At 66.5% G+C, this 15,922-nt stretch carries 17 protein-coding genes; 7 read left to right on the top strand and 10 right to left on the bottom strand.

What is annotated here, in order from left to right; genetic code table 11:
- Nucleotides 1-442: 442 nt before the first annotated feature.
- A complete protein-coding gene (gene arr, locus ACZK3J_RS21140) occupies nucleotides 443-877 on the bottom strand; it encodes an NAD(+)--rifampin ADP-ribosyltransferase (RefSeq protein WP_478476212.1) in 435 nt (144 codons plus the stop codon).
- Between the two features lie 125 nt (nucleotides 878-1,002).
- The gene (gene ubiK / locus ACZK3J_RS21135) at nucleotides 1,003-1,254 is read right to left on the bottom strand and encodes a ubiquinone biosynthesis accessory factor UbiK (RefSeq protein ID WP_049456468.1); all 252 of its coding nucleotides are present in this window, start codon (nucleotides 1,252-1,254) and stop codon (nucleotides 1,003-1,005) included.
- Between the two features lie 155 nt (nucleotides 1,255-1,409).
- Here ubiK and ACZK3J_RS21130 point away from each other — a divergent pair, with 155 nt between their 5' ends.
- Nucleotides 1,410-1,748 (top strand): P-II family nitrogen regulator, encoded by a 339-nt coding sequence (locus tag ACZK3J_RS21130; protein ID WP_005411374.1) that lies wholly within the window; start codon nucleotides 1,410-1,412, stop codon nucleotides 1,746-1,748.
- Between the two features lie 189 nt (nucleotides 1,749-1,937).
- On the opposite strand, the gene ACZK3J_RS21125 is transcribed toward ACZK3J_RS21130, so the two are convergent.
- Nucleotides 1,938-2,597 carry an RIO1 family regulatory kinase/ATPase domain-containing protein gene (locus ACZK3J_RS21125; protein WP_478476211.1) on the bottom strand — a complete coding sequence of 220 codons (660 nt, stop codon included), beginning with the start codon at nucleotides 2,595-2,597 and terminating at the stop codon, nucleotides 1,938-1,940.
- A gap of 436 nt (nucleotides 2,598-3,033) precedes the next feature.
- Here ACZK3J_RS21125 and ACZK3J_RS21120 point away from each other — a divergent pair, with 436 nt between their 5' ends.
- On the top strand, nucleotides 3,034-3,939 hold the full coding sequence (locus ACZK3J_RS21120) for an aspartyl/asparaginyl beta-hydroxylase domain-containing protein (protein ID WP_029550749.1): 906 nt from the start codon (nucleotides 3,034-3,036) through the stop codon (nucleotides 3,937-3,939).
- A gap of 132 nt (nucleotides 3,940-4,071) precedes the next feature.
- Here the strand turns inward: ACZK3J_RS21120 and speE are convergent, their stop codons facing one another.
- A complete protein-coding gene (gene speE, locus ACZK3J_RS21115) occupies nucleotides 4,072-4,926 on the bottom strand; it encodes a polyamine aminopropyltransferase (RefSeq protein ID WP_049400802.1) in 855 nt (284 codons plus the stop codon).
- Between the two features lie 191 nt (nucleotides 4,927-5,117).
- Here speE and speA point away from each other — a divergent pair, with 191 nt between their 5' ends.
- Both speA and ACZK3J_RS21105 read left to right on the top strand, forming a co-directional pair.
- Nucleotides 5,118-7,007, top strand: a complete 1,890-nt coding sequence (speA, locus tag ACZK3J_RS21110) for an arginine decarboxylase (RefSeq protein WP_012512349.1) — start codon at nucleotides 5,118-5,120, stop codon at nucleotides 7,005-7,007.
- A gap of 37 nt (nucleotides 7,008-7,044) precedes the next feature.
- Nucleotides 7,045-7,365, top strand: coding sequence for a DUF6122 family protein (locus ACZK3J_RS21105; RefSeq protein ID WP_005411369.1), 321 nt, complete (start codon nucleotides 7,045-7,047; stop codon nucleotides 7,363-7,365).
- Nucleotides 7,366-7,624: 259 nt separating this feature from the next.
- Here ACZK3J_RS21105 and ACZK3J_RS21100 read toward each other — a convergent pair whose 3' ends face one another.
- From ACZK3J_RS21100 to ACZK3J_RS21090, 3 genes are read right to left on the bottom strand one after another with little or no spacing between them, the layout of a single operon-like run.
- Nucleotides 7,625-8,944 (bottom strand): sensor histidine kinase, encoded by a 1,320-nt coding sequence (locus ACZK3J_RS21100; RefSeq protein WP_478476210.1) that lies wholly within the window; start codon nucleotides 8,942-8,944, stop codon nucleotides 7,625-7,627.
- A complete protein-coding gene (locus tag ACZK3J_RS21095) occupies nucleotides 8,941-9,600 on the bottom strand; it encodes a response regulator transcription factor (protein WP_049461646.1) in 660 nt (219 codons plus the stop codon). Before ACZK3J_RS21095 ends, ACZK3J_RS21100 begins: the two co-directional genes overlap by 4 nt.
- Entirely contained in the window at nucleotides 9,600-9,890 is a 291-nt protein-coding gene (locus ACZK3J_RS21090) for a PepSY domain-containing protein (RefSeq protein WP_005411366.1), read from the bottom strand. Before ACZK3J_RS21090 ends, ACZK3J_RS21095 begins: the two co-directional genes overlap by 1 nt.
- Before the next feature lie 151 nt (nucleotides 9,891-10,041).
- Between ACZK3J_RS21090 and ACZK3J_RS21085 the strand changes: the two genes are divergently transcribed.
- Nucleotides 10,042-10,476 carry a PepSY domain-containing protein gene (locus tag ACZK3J_RS21085; protein ID WP_049461647.1) on the top strand — a complete coding sequence of 145 codons (435 nt, stop codon included), beginning with the start codon at nucleotides 10,042-10,044 and terminating at the stop codon, nucleotides 10,474-10,476.
- A gap of 123 nt (nucleotides 10,477-10,599) precedes the next feature.
- On the opposite strand, the gene ACZK3J_RS21080 is transcribed toward ACZK3J_RS21085, so the two are convergent.
- From ACZK3J_RS21080 to ACZK3J_RS21070, 3 genes are all read right to left on the bottom strand, one after another.
- Nucleotides 10,600-11,082 (bottom strand): hypothetical protein, encoded by a 483-nt coding sequence (locus ACZK3J_RS21080; protein ID WP_049400799.1) that lies wholly within the window; start codon nucleotides 11,080-11,082, stop codon nucleotides 10,600-10,602.
- A gap of 126 nt (nucleotides 11,083-11,208) precedes the next feature.
- On the bottom strand, nucleotides 11,209-12,417 hold the full coding sequence (locus tag ACZK3J_RS21075; RefSeq protein WP_049461648.1) for an NAD(P)/FAD-dependent oxidoreductase: 1,209 nt from the start codon (nucleotides 12,415-12,417) through the stop codon (nucleotides 11,209-11,211).
- Nucleotides 12,418-12,430: 13 nt separating this feature from the next.
- Entirely contained in the window at nucleotides 12,431-12,925 is a 495-nt protein-coding gene (locus ACZK3J_RS21070) for a lipocalin family protein (protein WP_012512342.1), read from the bottom strand.
- Nucleotides 12,926-13,107: 182 nt separating this feature from the next.
- Here ACZK3J_RS21070 and ACZK3J_RS21065 point away from each other — a divergent pair, with 182 nt between their 5' ends.
- The gene (locus ACZK3J_RS21065; protein ID WP_049422925.1) at nucleotides 13,108-13,356 is read left to right on the top strand and encodes a hypothetical protein; all 249 of its coding nucleotides are present in this window, start codon (nucleotides 13,108-13,110) and stop codon (nucleotides 13,354-13,356) included.
- Between the two features lie 87 nt (nucleotides 13,357-13,443).
- Nucleotides 13,444-15,873: a DUF3772 domain-containing protein gene (locus tag ACZK3J_RS21060; RefSeq protein WP_049461649.1), complete on the top strand. Its 2,430-nt coding sequence runs from the start codon at nucleotides 13,444-13,446 to the stop codon at nucleotides 15,871-15,873.
- The last annotated feature ends 49 nt before the right edge of the window (nucleotides 15,874-15,922 follow it).

The following is a 15,922-nucleotide window of genomic DNA, read 5'->3' as shown; positions in this document are numbered from 1 at the left end:
TTCTGGCTTGCACCAAACCCGGTGGCACCGCCAGCGATGTGATCGCAGGGAGCAGAAGCGGAAGGTACGGCCCCGAGTCCGCCGCGCAGATGGAAGCCAGGGCCCGCGCCGGTGACAGATACGCTCAGGCGCTGGTCGAGAATCACTATCGCGAGATAGGCAATGCAGCGCTGTACAGGCAGTGGATGGAAGGGGGCGTTTCGAGAGGAGACCCCGCAGCGATGCAGCGCCTCGCTTCCCATCTCATTTCCTTGGGGGGAAGCGAGAATTGCCGCCGGGCTGAGGTGATGCTGGTGCGCGCGCGCGGGCTTGTGACGGACGACGACGCGTCGTTTCTTGGAGCGCTCGACTCCACGATGCGACGGCTGAAGGGCGCGCTACCAGGTAGCACGCCCTGCAAGTAACGGCCGCGGGGAAGCGCTGATCTTCCTCCTTATCAGTATCAGTTGATGATCTCCCCACTCCCCGAAGCAACAAACGCCTTCAACTGTCGAACGAACTCGGCGTCATAAAGCTCCCACTCCACAATCTCCCCAACCACCCGCAACGGCTGCGCACTGCGATACGACCGCGTCGGATTCCCGGGAAACCTCTTGTTGGTCACGTTCGGGTCGTCTTCAAACGGCCCGGTCGGCTCCACCACATACACGCGCGGCCGCCCTTCACCGCGGGCCATGTCCGCAGCCAGCCCAGCGCCCTTGGCAATCGTGGTGAAGTAGATGTGGTTCATCACCACACTGTCGCGATAGTTGGAGCGGTAGCCCGCGTTCAGCAGCTCGCCCACCGCCAGATCAGCGCGGGTGCCGTGATAGAACGGCCCGGCGACCTGGTCGCAGTTGTCATGCGAAACGGGTGTCCATTCGGTGTCCTGCGCCATCGGCACTGCCCCTGCGTGTCCTGCCGGATCGACAGGCCGGCGAGTCTAGGGCGCCCGGTGGGCCTTGCTGCAAGGCCCCATCCGGGAAATACTCTGTAGTGGGAGGCGCGGTGCGCCTCCTTTTTTCATTCTGCGGCGCCGCGCCCTTCCAGTTCGCGCACGGCGGTTTCCAGCGCATCCAGCTTCTCGCGGGTCTTCAGCAGCACGGCGCGCTGCACTTCGAACTCCTCGCGGGTGACCAGGTCCAGCTTGGCCAGGCCGGCCTGCAGTGCGCTCTTGAAGGTGGCCTGCAGTTCCTCGCGCGATTCGCGCAGGCCCGGCGGCACCAGGTCGCTGAGGCGACGGGCGAGGTCATCGATGTGGTTCAGGTCGATCATGGGGAGCTCCGTGGGGTAGGGCCCGTGCATCCGGCGCGGGCAGGCCATTCGGGCACAAGGATACTGCTGGCACCCATCGCCCGGACAGGCGGCAGCGGCTTCGCACGGGCCGCGTTCAGGCGCTATCCTCCACGCCGGAAGACAGGAGATAGACGATGAAGATGGTCATGGCGGTGATCAAGCCGTTCAAGCTCGACGACGTGCGCGAAGCGCTGGCCGAGCGTGGGGTCACCGGGATCACGGTGACGGAAGTGAAGGGCTTTGGTCGCCAGAAGGGTCATACCGAGCTGTACCGCGGCGCGGAGTATGTGGTCGATTTCCTGCCGAAGGTGAAGCTGGAAGTGGCGGTGACCGATGACCAGGTTGAGGCCGTGGTTGAGGCCATCGTGAAGGCGGCCGGCACCGGCAAGATTGGTGACGGCAAGGTGTTCGTGTACGACCTGGGCAGTGTGGTGCGTATTCGTACCGGTGAACTGGACGCGGACGCGTTGTAACCCGTTCGGCGGGATGTTGTAGAGCCGAGCCGATGCTCGGCTTGCTCTTTGTAGAGTCGAGCTTGCTCGACTGCTCTGCGCTTCAGTCGAGCAAGCTTGACTCTACGAAACGGCAGCCGAGCATGGGCTCGACTCTACAAAGAGCGGTAAAGCGGTCGAGCAAGCTCGACCCCTACCAAAGCAAAGCGCTTACCGGCGCTTCGCCCACTTATAGAACCGCTTCCAACCCTGCCGCACCGCCGCCACCCAACCCGGGTCGGCCACCAGTGCGGCCTGCGCGGCACTTGGCGCCTGGCCGGTCACGCGCTGGCGGATCTTCAGCAGGTTTTTCATGTCGCTACGGCGCATCTGCCGGCTCAGCGGGTTGCGGCGCAGCCAACGCGGGGCCCGCGAGGCCGAGGTGAAGTCCAGCAGCACCGGTACGCCGCTGCTGACCACCACGTTGGTGCCATGCAGGTCGTTGTGGGTGATGCCGGCGGCGTGCAGGCGGCTGAGCGCGTGCTGCAGCTGCTCGAACACGTCGTTGCCGACCGCCTGCGCGGTGCTCAGGGTCTGGCCGGGAATGAATTCCATGCCAAGTGCGAGGCCGCCGAGGGTGCCGAGCAGCGCAGGGGCATGCTTCCAACCGCCGAGGCGCTGCAGCATGCGGGCTTCACGGCGCACCATCAGCCGCGCGATCAGCGAAACGGGAGTGCCGCGGTAGCGGGAATAGTCCTTGATGACCGCCTCGCGCCCGTCCAGGCAGGTACGGTAGACGTCGGGGGCCAGGAAGCGTTCGCCGCGCTTGAGCAGCAGCGGGGTGGCGGCGTCATCGCCGCAGGAGGAGGGGGGCAGAGCGGGAAGATACATGTCGGGGTCTCGGACGACCCGGTGGGTGGCGCAAAGCGTCAAGCGAACCGGTGTTACAGGGAGTTACTAAGTTTTCGTTAATTTTAGTACTCGCCAGTTCGCTATTCCACGATTTGTCGGAGAAATGTCGGGGTCGTGGCTGGAACAGTTCGTCGCGCCCAATCGGACAATTCTGTCTCACTTGGTCGGTGGTTCTTTCAGAATCAATAGGTTGCGTTTCGCTCCACTTCGTTCATCCGCGGCCCGCTGAACGTCACGCACGTCCAGCTTGACCCCGACGCACGGCCTGCCGACCATAAGCTGTTAATTCGCGACATCGGCGGCCGCCCCTTCCTGGCACGTCCCCGTCCCCTGCCGCGGTCCCCACCGGTGCTGGCCGTCCGGCCGTGCATCGCCCTGATTCCCGTTCCGGCTGCGGCTGGAGGAAAGTGTTTTGATCATCAAAATCGTCATTGCAGCGCTGTTCGTCGCCTGCGTGCTGTACATCCACTTCCGTGGCAAGGTCCGCGCGCGCTGGTCGCGCCAGCTGCTGGACCACTCCAGTTTCATGGCCCCGATCAACGTGGTCATGTACATGTTCTCGAAGGTGCCGACCACGCCGTTCCTGGACCCGGCCAAGGAATTCCCGCAGCTGGAGCCGCTGCGCCAGAACTGGCAGATGATCCGCGACGAGGCGCTGGCGCTGCGCGATGCACAGAAGATCGCTGCGTCCAGCACGTTCAACGACGCCGGCTTCAACTCGTTCTTCCGCCGTGGCTGGAAGCGCTTCTACCTGAAGTGGTACGGCCCGTCGCACCCGTCGGCGAAGGCGATGTGTCCCAAGACCACCGCGCTGCTGGAGTCGCTGCCGGACGTGCGTGCGGCGATGTTCGCGCAGCTGCCTTCGGGCAGCGAACTGCGCCCGCACCGCGACCCGTTCGCCGGTTCGCTGCGCCTGCACCTGGGCTTGGCCACGCCCAACAACGACGGCTGCTACATCGAAGTGGACGGCATCAAGAAGAGCTGGCGCGACGGCGAGTGGATGATGTTCGACGAGACCTACATCCACCACGCGCACAACGAGACGCCGGATGATCGCGTGATCCTGTTCTGCGACATCGCCCGCCCGCTGCGCTTCGGCCTGCCGGGCCTGTTCAACCGCGCGGTGGCGGCCACGCTGCTGGCCGGTGGTGCCTCGCCGAACCTGCCGGGTGACCCGACCGGTGGCGTCAACAAGGCCTTTGGCAGCGTCTACAAGGTGCGCCTGAAGGCCAAGGCACTGCGCGAGCGCAGCGTGGTGGCGTATCAGGTCATCAAGTGGGGCCTGGTGGTGGCGGTGATTGCGGGTATCTGGGCGCTTTGAATTGTAGAGTCGAGCCATGCTCGACTGCATTTCGGTCAGATCGCGGTAGCCCTGCAGAAGAGCAGTCGAGCATGGCTCGACTCTACAGAAAGCAGAAACCCGCGCTGTTGCCAGCGCGGGTTTTTTGTTGGATCAGCCCTTCAGCGCCGCCTGCACGAACGGCGGGGTCACCAGCACGCCGGTGTGCAGCGCGGCGGTGTAGTACAGGGTGTTGAAGGTCTTGGCGGCTGAGTCGGCCTGGCGGAAGTCGAAGCTGCTGTCGCCCTTGCGCGCCATGGTCACGCTCCACCAGCCGGTGGGGTAGCACGGCTGCGGGAACGGCAGGGTCTTGAACGAACCGAAGCCGGCCTTGCCCATCTCGGTGCGCATTTCGTTGATCAGGTCCAGCTGCATCAGCGGCGACTCGGACTGCTGCACCAGGATGCCGTCGTCCTTCAGGGCCTTGAAGCAGCTCTCGTAGAAGGCCTTGTTGAACAGGCCTTCGCCGGGGCCGACCGGGTCGGTCGAATCGACGATCACCACGTCCACGCTGCCGGCCGGGCAGTTGGCCATGTAGGCCACGCCGTCGTCGAACAGCAGCTCGGCGCGGGCGTCGTCGTTGGAGTCGCACAGTTCCGGGAAGTGCTTGCGCGCCATCACGGTGACCTGCTCGTCGATATCGCACTGGGTCACGCTCTCCACGCCGGTGTGCTTGAGCACTTCGCGCAGGGTGCCGCAGTCGCCACCACCGATGATCACCACGCGCTTGGGTGCGGCGTGGGTGAACAGCACCGGGTGGCTGATCATCTCGTGGTAGAAGAAGTTGTCCTTGCTGGTCAGCATGATGGCCCCGTCGATGGTCATCAGGTTGCCCCAGTCGGTGGTCTGGAAGATCTCGATCTTCTGGAACGGCGACTGCACCTCGTCCAGCTTGCCGGTGATGCGGTAGCCGATGGCCGAGCCGGTGCGCTCGAAGTGTTCGATGTACCAGTTGTTGCTGTCAGTCATTGAAAACAGTCCTGTTCGGAGGGGTGGAGCCGGGCTGGCGGGCGGGGCCGCGTGGCACAGATGCCACATCCGGACGGATCGGCCCGTTCAGGTTGGAACCTGTCACGGGCGCGGGCGCGCATGATAACGAACCTGTGGGCATATAGGCGTTATCATGCCCCCCCCCTTTATTGCCAACAAGGCCGACTGAAATGACCGATTGGTCCCTCGACCAAGCCCGCAAGACCTACTCGATCCCGCATTGGGCGGACGGTTACTTCGACGTGGATCAGGCCGGGCACATGGTGGTGAGACCGACCGGGGCGGACGGCCCGGTGGTATCGCTGCCCAAGGTGGTGGACGCGGCCCGTGCGGCCGGTGCCAAGCTGCCGCTGCTGGTGCGCTTCCCGGACATCCTCGGCCAGCGCCTGGGCAAGCTGCAGGCGGCCTTCGGCCAGGCCCAGCAGGACTGGGAGTACAGCGGCGGCTACACCGCCGTGTACCCGATCAAGGTCAACCAGACCCGCGGCGTGGCCGGCACCCTGGCCAGCCACCACGGCGAAGGCTTCGGCCTGGAAGCGGGCAGCAAGCCCGAGCTGATGGCCGTGCTGGCACTGTCGCGCCCGGGTGGCCTGATCGTCTGCAACGGCTACAAGGACCGCGAGTACATCCGCCTGGCCCTGATCGGCCGCAAGCTGGGCCTGCAGACCTTCATCGTCATCGAGAAGCCGTCCGAGCTGAAGCTGGTGCTGGAAGAGTCCAAGGCGCTGGATGTGAAGCCGGGCCTGGGCGTGCGCATGCGCCTGGCCTCGCTGGGCGCCGGCAAGTGGCAGAACAGCGGTGGCGACAAGGCCAAGTTCGGCCTGTCGCCGCGCCAGCTGCTGGACCTGTGGAAGTCGCTGCGTGACACCGAGTACGCCGACTGCCTGAACCTGCTGCACTTCCACATGGGCTCGCAGATCTCCAACGTGCGCGACATCGCCAACGGCATGCGCGAAGCCACCCGCTACTTCGTGGAGCTGTCGCGCCTGGGCGCGAAGATCACCCACGTCGATGTGGGCGGCGGCCTGGGCGTGGATTACGAAGGCACCCGTTCGCGCAGCTTCTGCTCGATCAACTACGGCCTGCATTCCTACGCCAGCAACATCGTGCAGCCGCTGGCCAATGCCTGCGAAGAGTTCGGCCTGACCCCGCCGCGCATCGTCACCGAGTGCGGTCGCGCGATGACCGCGCACCACGCGGTGCTGATCGCCAACGTGTCGGAAGTGGAAGAGGCGCAGGAAGGCCGCGTGCCGGACCAGCACGACGACGAACCGGCGGCGATCCGCCACCTGCGCGAGATCCACGACGAGCTGGACGTGCGTCCGGCGGTGGAACTGTTCCAGGAAGCACAGCACTTCCACGCCGAAGGCCTGGCCAGCTATGCGCTGGGCCAGATCGACCTGCCGCAGCGTGCGCGCATCGACGATCTGTTCTACGCCATCGCCCACGGCGTGCGTGCGCGCCTGAGCTATGACGAGAAGAGCCATCGCCCGGTGCTGGACGAACTGAACGAGCGCCTGGTCGACAAGTACTTCGTCAACTTCAGCGTGTTCGAATCGATCCCGGACGTGTGGGCGATCGACCAGGTGTTCCCGATCGTGCCGATCGAGCGCCTGGACGAAACCCCGGACCGTCGCGGCATCATCGCCGACATGACCTGCGACTCGGACGGCATGGTGGAAACCTATGTCGAGAACGAGAGCCTGGACAGCTCGCTGCCGCTGCACAAGATGAAGCCGGGCGAGAGCTACCGCATCGGCTTCTTCATGGTCGGCGCCTACCAGGAAATCCTGGGCGACATCCACAACCTGTTCGGCGATACCGACGCGGTGGAAGTGCTGGCCGATGCCGATGGCTACGCCATCACCCAGCAGCGCCGTGGCGACACCACCGACGTGATGCTGGATTACGTGGGTTACCGCCTGGACGAACTGCGCGCGACCTATGCGCAGCGCGTGGCCGAGGCGCAGCTGTCGCCGGAACGCGCGCAGGAGCTGTCGGAGGCGCTGGAAGCCGGCCTGACCGGTTACACCTACCTGTCCGACGAACCGCTGGTCTGATGGACGGTGCCGGGCCTGCCCGGCGCCGCCGTTGCCGATGAGCGCGCGCGCGATCTTCCACCTGTTCCTGCATGCCGCCGTGCCAGCCCTGCTGGCATGGCTGTTCTGGCGCAAGCGCTTCGCCTCGGCGTGGCTGCTGATGCTGCTGGGCTGGATCATCGATCTGGACCACCTGCTGGCCGATCCGATCTATGCACCGAACCGCTGCAGCATCGGGTTCCACCCGCTGCACACCGCACCGGCGATTGCGGTCTATGCCGGGCTGTGCGTGCCGAAGAAAACGCGGTTGTTCGGCATCGGTTTGATCATCCACATCGTGCTGGATGCGATTGATTGCTGGTGGATGCATCACCGTTGATGCTGGGTGCGTGTCGACCAAGGTCGACACCTACAGGGGGCGCGATGGCCGACGGAACCGATGCACTGCTTTGGTAGATGCCGACCTTGGTCGGCGCTTTTGATGCGTGTCGACCAAGGTCGATACCTACCGGGAGCACGGCGACCGGTCGGGTTGGCGCTTGGTAGAGCCGGCCGCTGGCCGGCTTCCGCAGGGTGTTCCCGTTGATCACGTGGTTGCCGGCCAGCGGCCGGCACTACCCGCCGTCAGGTTGGCCGCCTCACGCCACCGGCAACCACAACGTCGCACGCAGGCCGGGCTGCGCATTTTCCAGCGCCACGCGTCCGCCATAACTGGCGGCGATATCCCCGACAATCGCCAACCCCAGCCCACTGCTGCCCTCGCGCTCATCCAGCCGCACGCCGCGCTGGGTGACCCGTTCCAGGGCGTCCGCAGCCAGGCCAGGGCCGTCGTCACGTACTTCGATGCGCAACTGGCCGTCGTCGGGTTCCGCGCTGACGTGGACCTGCTGCCGTGCCCAACGTCCGGCGTTGTCCAGCAGATTGCCCAGCATTTCCTCCAGGTCCGCACCGGCACCGGCGAACTGCAGCGCCGGATCGATGCCTGCCGCCGTGAACGTGATGCCACGTTCGCCATGCACGCGTGCCATCAGCCGGCACATCGCCTGTGCGACTGCCGCCACGTCGGTGCGCTGGCGATGGTCGGCGGCCAACCCTGCGGCCAGGTAACGGTCGACGCTGGCCTGCATACGCGCACTCTGCTCGCGTACGGTGGCGCGCCAGTCCGCGCCGTCGCCGTCGGCCTCAGTGGCCAGGACGCTCAGCGGGGTTTTCAGCGCATGCGCCAGATCCTGTGCACTGGTGCGCGCGCGCGCGACCATGCGTTGCTGATGCTCCAGCAGCGCGTTGAGCTCCTCGCCCAGCGGTGCGACCTCCGCACCCAGCCTCCGTATATCGATGCGCTGCGCGTCGCCGCGCCGCACCCGTTCCAGCTGTGCACCGAGGCGATGCAATGGACGCAATCCGAAGTGCACCTGGCTGGCCAGCACCGCCAGCCACGCCGCGACCAACACACCCAGCGCGATGGCAGTACGCTGGCGGAACGCGGCAACGTCTGCATCCAGCGCGCTGCGATCGGTGGCAACCACGGCCACGAACGGTTCGTTGGCGCGTGGCAGGCGCACCTGCTGCACGCGTGCGCGCAGGGATTGCTGCAGCGGTCCAGCCAGATTGCGGGTGGCCGCTCCCATGGCCGTGGCAGGCAGCGTTTCATCCCACAGCGAGCGCGATTGCAGCAGCACACGGCCATCGGCACCGGCGATCTGCCAGTAAGCACCTGAGAACACGCGCTGGAAGCGTGCGTCATTCGGTTCCTGGCGCAGGCGCAGCTGTCCGTCCGCATCCACTTCGGCCTGCGCCAGCAGGGTCAGCATGTCCTGCTGCAGTTCATGGTCGAAGCGATCGCGCGCGCTGCGCTTGAACAGCTCGCCCAGCAGTGCACTGGCCAGCAGCGAGACCAGCAGCAGGCCGACACCGCCAGCCAGCAGCAGGCGTCGTCGCAGCGAGGGTTGCCGGCTCACGGCGCGGCCAGCCGCCAACCCTGGCCGCGTACGGTCTGGATCAGATCGATGCCGAGCTTGCGGCGCACCCGCCCGAGCAGCACGTCCAGTGCGTTCGAGTCCGGATCGTGGCCGCCATCGAACACCTGTTCGCCCAGGCGGTCGCGGCCGATCACCTGGCCGCTGTGGTGGATGAGGTAACTGAGCAGGCGGAACTCCTGCGGGCTCAGCGACAGCGCCTGCCCATCCAGTTCAAAGCGGCCGGCGTTGACGTCCAGCTGCAGCGGGCCGCAGTGCAGGCGCGGGCTGGCGTGGCCGTGGCTGCGACGGATCAGTGCGCGCAGGCGCAGCACCAGTTCGTCGGCCTGGAACGGCTTGGTGAGATAGTCATCGGCACCGGCATCGAACCCAGCCAGCTTGTCGTGCCAGCGCCCGCGTGCGGTCAGCACCAGCACCGGAAAGCTGCGGCCGTTGCCGCGCCAGCGTTCGATCACGCTCAGTCCGTCCAGCCCGGGCAGGCCCAGATCGACGATGGCGGCCTGCAGATCTTCGATCTGGCCGATCTCCTCGGCCTGGCGGCCGTCGGCGACCACGTGCACCACGTAGCCGGCCTGCTCCAGCAGGGGCACCAGGCGCTGTGCCAGCGCGGCATCGTCTTCGGCCAACAGGATGCGCATCAGTCGTCGAGCTCCGTCTTCAGCAGCTTTCCGCTGCGCGCATCATAGTCCAGCTCCACCACCACGCCGTCGCCGCGCAGGATCTCCACTTCGTAGACGCCGTCGTCCAGCTCCACTTCCAGCAGCTGGCCCGGAAAGCGCTTGAGCGCATCGCGCACCACGCTTTCCAGCGGCACGTAGCGGCCCTGCTGCACGGCGCGGCGCGCGACCTGCTGCGCCGGGTCCTGTGCTGGCGCGGCGGCGGTCGGGGCGCTGGCCAGGGCCAGCAGCAGGGGCAGGGTGGAGAGCATCGGGGCGCAGGGCGGGCTGTAGGAACAGGCGTGAGTGTGCCGGGGCTGACTAACAGCTGGCTAACAGTGCCGGCTAAGGAGCTGTTAACCACGGGGTGCATTGTGGCGTTGCCGGGATGGTCCGGCCACGAACACGAACAGGAGAACCCCCATGTTGAAGTCGCTCACCCTCGCCACTGTTGCTCTGCTGGCCATCGCACCGGCCGCACAGGCTGCACCGCTGGGCATGGCCCAGGTCGAACAGACCCTGCGCAAGGCCGGCTACACCCAGATCCACGAGATCGAACGCGATGACGGCCTGTGGGAAGCCGACGTGAGCCGCGCTGATGGCCGCTTCAGCGAGGTCTACGTGGACCCGAAGACCGGCGAGATCTTCGATGAGCACAGCGGCCGCACGCTGCTGACCACCGAGCAGGTACTGGCACGTGCACAGGCGCATGGCCTGCGCGAAATCCATTCGCTGGAACGCGATGGTGCGACCTGGTCGCTGGAAGCCCGCAATGCCCGCAACCAGAAGGTGGAGGTGCGCCTGAGCGGCTATGACGGCCGCATCCTGCACAGCGAGCGCGATGGCTGGCTGGATTGACCTGCTGGTAGTGCCGGCCGCTGGCCGGCACACGGGGAGAAAGCGTGTCGACCAAGGTCGACACCTACCAAACGTACGCATCGGTAGCGGCCGACCCTGGTCGGCCCAGGCCCGACGCGGCGCTTACCAGCCAAACGGCGGCGGGTAATCCCAGTAGCCCGGGCCGCGGCCGTAGTAGCCGCCGTACGGGCCGTAGAAGCCCGGGCCCTTGCCTTCGCTCACGTGGATGTTGACGTTGACCCCGTGGGTCTTGCCTTCATCGGTGGTGTAGTTCTTGCTGAGGTTCAGCGTGGCGGCGTTGTAGTGGCTGTTGCCACCGTTCTTGGAATAGCCGATGCCGGTGGTGAAGCTGCCGGACACTTTGACCTTGTCGTCGGTGACGTCGGCGATCTTCGCGTCGTCGTGCACGCGCGGGCCGCTCTTGTCACCGTAGTACGTGCCTGGCGGGTCCTGCTGCAGGGCCGGGTCGTTGAGGTAGCGCATCGGCGCCTGCGGCAGCGTCAGGTCCAGGCCGGCGGCCTGCGGCGCGGTGGCGCCAGCGGCGGACTGGGCCAGCACGGTTCCCGGCAGGGCCAGGCACAGCAGCAGGGTCAGGGGGCGGATCATGACGGCGCTCCAGCGGACAGGTGGCCACGCAACACGCGGCGGTACAGGCCGACGCTAGCAGGGGTTGCTTGAATGATGCCTGTCGGCGCCGGATTGGGGTAGAGCCAGGCCATGCCTGGCTGCAGGTCACAGCCGCCCGAACCCGAACAGCCCTTCCAGCGCATGCCTGCGCCGCTCGATCCGGGCCCGCAGCAGCTGGGCGCCGATCATCGAATAAGTGATGCCGTTGCCGCCGTAGGCCATGGCGAAATGCACCCGTGGCCCCCACTGATCGTGCGGGCCGAAGAAAGGCAGGCCGTCGGCGGTTTCGGCGAAGGTGCCGGCCCAGGAGAAGGCGGGCACCGGATCCAGCCGCGGGAACCAGTGCTGGAGCTGTTTCATCAGCTTGTCGGCCTTGCGCTCTACGCGCCTATCGCGGCGGGCGGGGATGTCGATGGCGTCGTCCAGCCCGCCCACCAGCAGGCGGCGGTCGCCGGTGGCGCGCAGGTAGAGGTACGGGCGTGCGCTCTCCCACACCATCGTGTTGCGCAGCCGGCCCAGCACGTCCGCATCGATCGGGTCGGTGATGAAGGCATAGCTGCTGCGGTTGCGTGCGACGCGCTGATGCAGCCAGCGTTGGTTGGCATAGCCCATTGCCAGCACCACGTGGCGGGCGTGGATCGTGGCGCCGTCCTCGGTGAGGGCGGTTATCCCGCGCGCGCAGGGCGTGAGCGTGTGCAGTACCGTACGGTCATGCACATTGCCGCCGCGCCGGCGCACGCGCTGCAGCAGCGCATAGGTCAGGCGATAGGGATCGACCCGCGCCGCCAGGCGCGTGAGCAGGGCACCACCGGCGTCCACGTCGAAGCGCTCCCGCAGTGCCTCCGGGCCCAGCCAGCGGGCATCCAGGCCGATTCCGCGCCGTGCCTCACCTTCGGCCATCAGGCGCGGCACGTCGCGATGGCGGCTGGCCAGGTACAGGCTGTCCATGCGCTGGAAATCAACGTCTTTCAGGCCGCGAGCCACGTCGCCCAGGGCCGGAATCGCCTCGGCACACGCCCGATAGGCAAGCGCGGCGGCGTCCTGGCCATAGCGTTGGGCCAGCTCCATCAGATGGGTATCGATCTCGTACTGCAGCAGCGCGGTGCTGGCGGCGGTGCTGCCCCAACCGATGTCGCGCTGCTCGATCACTGCCACGTCGTGGCCATGCCGGGACAGTTCGTCGGCAATCAGCGCACCGGTGATGCCGCCGCCGACCACCAGCACGTCGCAGCGCAGATCCTTTTCCAATGGCGGAAACGCCTGGATCAATCCATTGCGTACCGCCCACCAGGGGTAACCGCTCTTCAGGTCCATGGCCGTGTGCTGCTCAGGCGGTGGGACGGCCGGTATGCGGGGTCTGGATCAGTTCGGACAGATCGAAGCCCTGCAGGCGGGCGGCCGCCAGATAATGGTCCTGCACGGTCGCGTCCAGGCGCGGCTCGCGGGCCAGCAGCCACAGGTACTTGCGATCGGGGCTGCCGACCAGTGCCACGCTGTAGTCCGGCGCGACCTGGATCACCCAGTAGTCGCCCTTGGCGAACGGCAGCCAGCGCAGGCCCTTGGGCAGGAAGCTCACTTCCAGGCGCGCGCTGTCGTTGTCGACGGCGCAGGCCTCACCGGTGGCTTCCTCGACCTCGCCGTCCATACGGCAGCGGTTGGTGACGCCGACGTTGCCGTTGTCGAGCAGGGTGTAGTGCGCCGACACGTCGGTGCAGCCTTCCGGTTCATGGCGCATCGGCAGGCGTGCGATCTCGTACCAGGTGCCCAGGTAGCGGGGCAGCTTGAGGTCGGCGACGGTTTTCAGCGGCGGGTGCTCGGTCATCGGCAGTCGTGGCAGGGGTGGGCCTCCACGATGCCGATGGCCTTGCCATGGGCGGGTGAAGCCGGGGCGATGGCCGTGTCCAGAACGTTCCGTCGCCCCGGCGGAGCGCCCGTTGTCACCGGCGTGGCGGTATCCTGCTGCCAGCGCCGTGTTTTCCTGATCCAACCGAGGTGGAGGTGCCGATGTACCAGGTGATCCTGTTGAAGAGTGAATCCGCGTTCGCACGCGAACAGTGGCCGCAGGTCGATGACCTGGTCGACTACGAAGGCGTGGCCTACAGCCTGCGCGCCGGCCCGCGCCAGCCGCTGCCGACCGATCACGACTGGCACCCGGTGGCGGTATATGCGCCCGATGAGATTACCGAGGAAGAGTTCCAGGACTGGTACGCGCTGCAGCAGCCGGCCGTGGAAGAGCTGCGGCTGAAGTACTGATGCTCGACGTTGCCAGGGCCGCCCATCCGCCCTTGACCGCCTCTGCCGTATAGTCGCGCGCAGGCGCGGTGGTCCGCGCGAACCGGTGTGGCTGGCTTGTCTTCTTTCCTGCGATCGATCCGTGCACGGGGCCCTTGGCTGGCCCTGCTGCTGTGCAGCGCCTTCCTGCTGTCCGCGCCGGTGCTGGCGCAGGATGATGAGCCCACGCCGAAGCAGCAGCTGGCAGGTATCGATGCAAAGCTGAAGGAGGTCGACCGCAAGCGTGGTGATGCGGCCGCCATCGAGACGCTGGCGATGCTGTCCGAGAATGCCTCGCAGGCGCGGCGGGATGCTGAGGCGCTGGAAAAGGAGCTGCAGCCACAGCTCGTCCGCCTCGACGAACAACTGGCGCAGCTGGGCACACCTGCCGAGGGCACCACCGAGCCGCCCGAACTGGCGGCACAACGGCGCACCATCAACAAGCAGCGCGACGGCCTGGCCGCGTCGGTAGCGCAGGCCAAGACCAGTGCCGTGCGTGCCCAGCAGCTGGCAGCCGACATCGACCAGCAGCGCACTGCGCAACGCGCCGAAGACATGGGGAAGAAGGTCGCCTCGCCGTTGTCGCCGGCACTGTGGAGCAAGGTTGCCGAACGCCTGCCGATCGATATCGCACGCGTCGCGCCGTTGGCCGAGCAGGGGCGCGATACCTTCGTCGCCGGCATCCGGGCCAATGGCTGGGGCACGCCGTTGCTGGGCCTGGTGGCCGCGCTGGTGATGATGTTCCCGCTGCGGCTGTGGCTGCGCAGGCTGGGGCGGCGCTTTGCGGAGTCCGAGCGCGCGCCGGACGGTCGCCTGCGCCGTTCCGGCCTGGCCATGTGGCTGCTGCTGGTGGGGACACTGCTGCCCGGCTATGCCGTGGTGGTGCTGATGGCGGCGCTGGATGCCATCAATGCGATTGCGCCGCGCCTGCAGGTGGTGGCCGACGGGCTGGAGACCGCAACGTTCCGCGCTGCGTTCATTGCGGCACTCAGCGCCTGCATGCTGGTTCCCAAGCGGCCGTCGTGGCGGTTGCTGAATCTGGATGACACCGCCGCACTCAAACTGCGCAAGTACGCGTGGTGCGCGGCGGCGCTGGCTTGGCTGAGCACGGTGCTGGTCGCCCTCGATCAGGCCACACGTACCAGCGACGTCACCACGGTGGCGCTGGACGGCCTGATTGCGCTGACCTACCTCGGCCTGATCATGGCCATGCTGGTGACCCTGGCGCGCCTGCATCGGCGGCAGACCGCCGAGGCCGAAGCCAAGCTGGAGGCGCAGGCCGATGGCGTGGGCGCGGCCCCACCGGTGCGCCGCAGCAGCTGGCTGGTATTGGCACGCGTGGCGGGCAACGTCGCGGTAGTAGCGGCCATCATCGCCACCCTGCTGGGGTATCTGAACTTCGCCAAGTTTGTGAACCAGCAGCTGATCGGCGGCAGCATCGTGGTGCTGGCGGCGACCCTGCTGTTCAAATTCGTCGATGACCTGAGCACGTGGATGCTCAACGCCGACAGCAAAGTGGGCCAGACCATCCTGCTCAGTACCGGCCTGAGCGTGTCGCGGCTGGAGCAGGCCGGCGTGCTGCTCTCTGCAGCCCTGCGCACCATCGTCGTGCTGATCACATTGCTGGCGCTGGTGGCACCGTTTGGCAACATCGGCGCGGTGGTGGAACGCTTCTCTTCGCTGCTCACCACGGGCATTCCGTTGGGCGGAACCACCCTGAAGCCGATGCAGATCGTGCTGGCGGTTGTGGTGCTCCTGGCCGGCCTGGCGATCACCCAGCTGGTGCAGCGCTGGCTGACCGATACCTACCTGCCCAAGACCGAACTGGACCTGGGGGCGCGCAACTCGGTCAGTACCGTCGCCCGCTACGTCGGCATCATCCTCGCCGTGATCTGGGCGTTGACGGCGATGGGGCTGGAGCTGACCAAGCTGGCGCTGCTCGTCAGTGCGTTGTCAGTGGGTATTGGTTTCGGCTTGCAGGTGATCACACAGAACTTCGTCTCCGGCCTGATCCTGCTGGCCGAGCGTCCGGTGAAGATCGGCGACTGGGTGAAGCTGGGCGACCAGGAGGGCGACATCCGCCGCATCAGCCTGCGTTCGACCGAGATCCAGGTGGGCGACAAGTCGACGTTGATCGTGCCCAACTCCGAGTTGGTCACCAAGACCGTGCGCAACATGACGATGGGCAACAACCAGGGCCGCATCCAGATCCAGTTCGCGGTGCCGCCCAGCACCGATGTCGGCAACCTGCGGCAGGCGCTGCTGGATGCGTATACCGCACACACCAACGTGCTGAAGCAGCCGGCGCCGACGGTCTACATCGACAGCATTGCCGGTGGCCAGATCACCATCAACAGCTTCGCGTACGTGGCCAGCCCGCGGCAGGTGTATGCCACCCGCAGCGATCTGTACTTTAGCCTGCTGCACATCCTGGCCGAGCGGAACATTCCGCTGTCGACCCCGACCGACATCCACATCACCCGCGATCCGCAGGAGTAGGGGGTGTTCTGCAGGGCTGCGCCCTGCACCCGTGGTAGTGCCGGCCGCT

The sequence above is a fragment of the Stenotrophomonas sp. 86428_Sma genome, assembly GCF_056481585.1.
The sequence above is the reverse complement of the archived record's forward strand: the minus strand, read 5'-3'. Positions and strand labels throughout refer to the sequence as shown.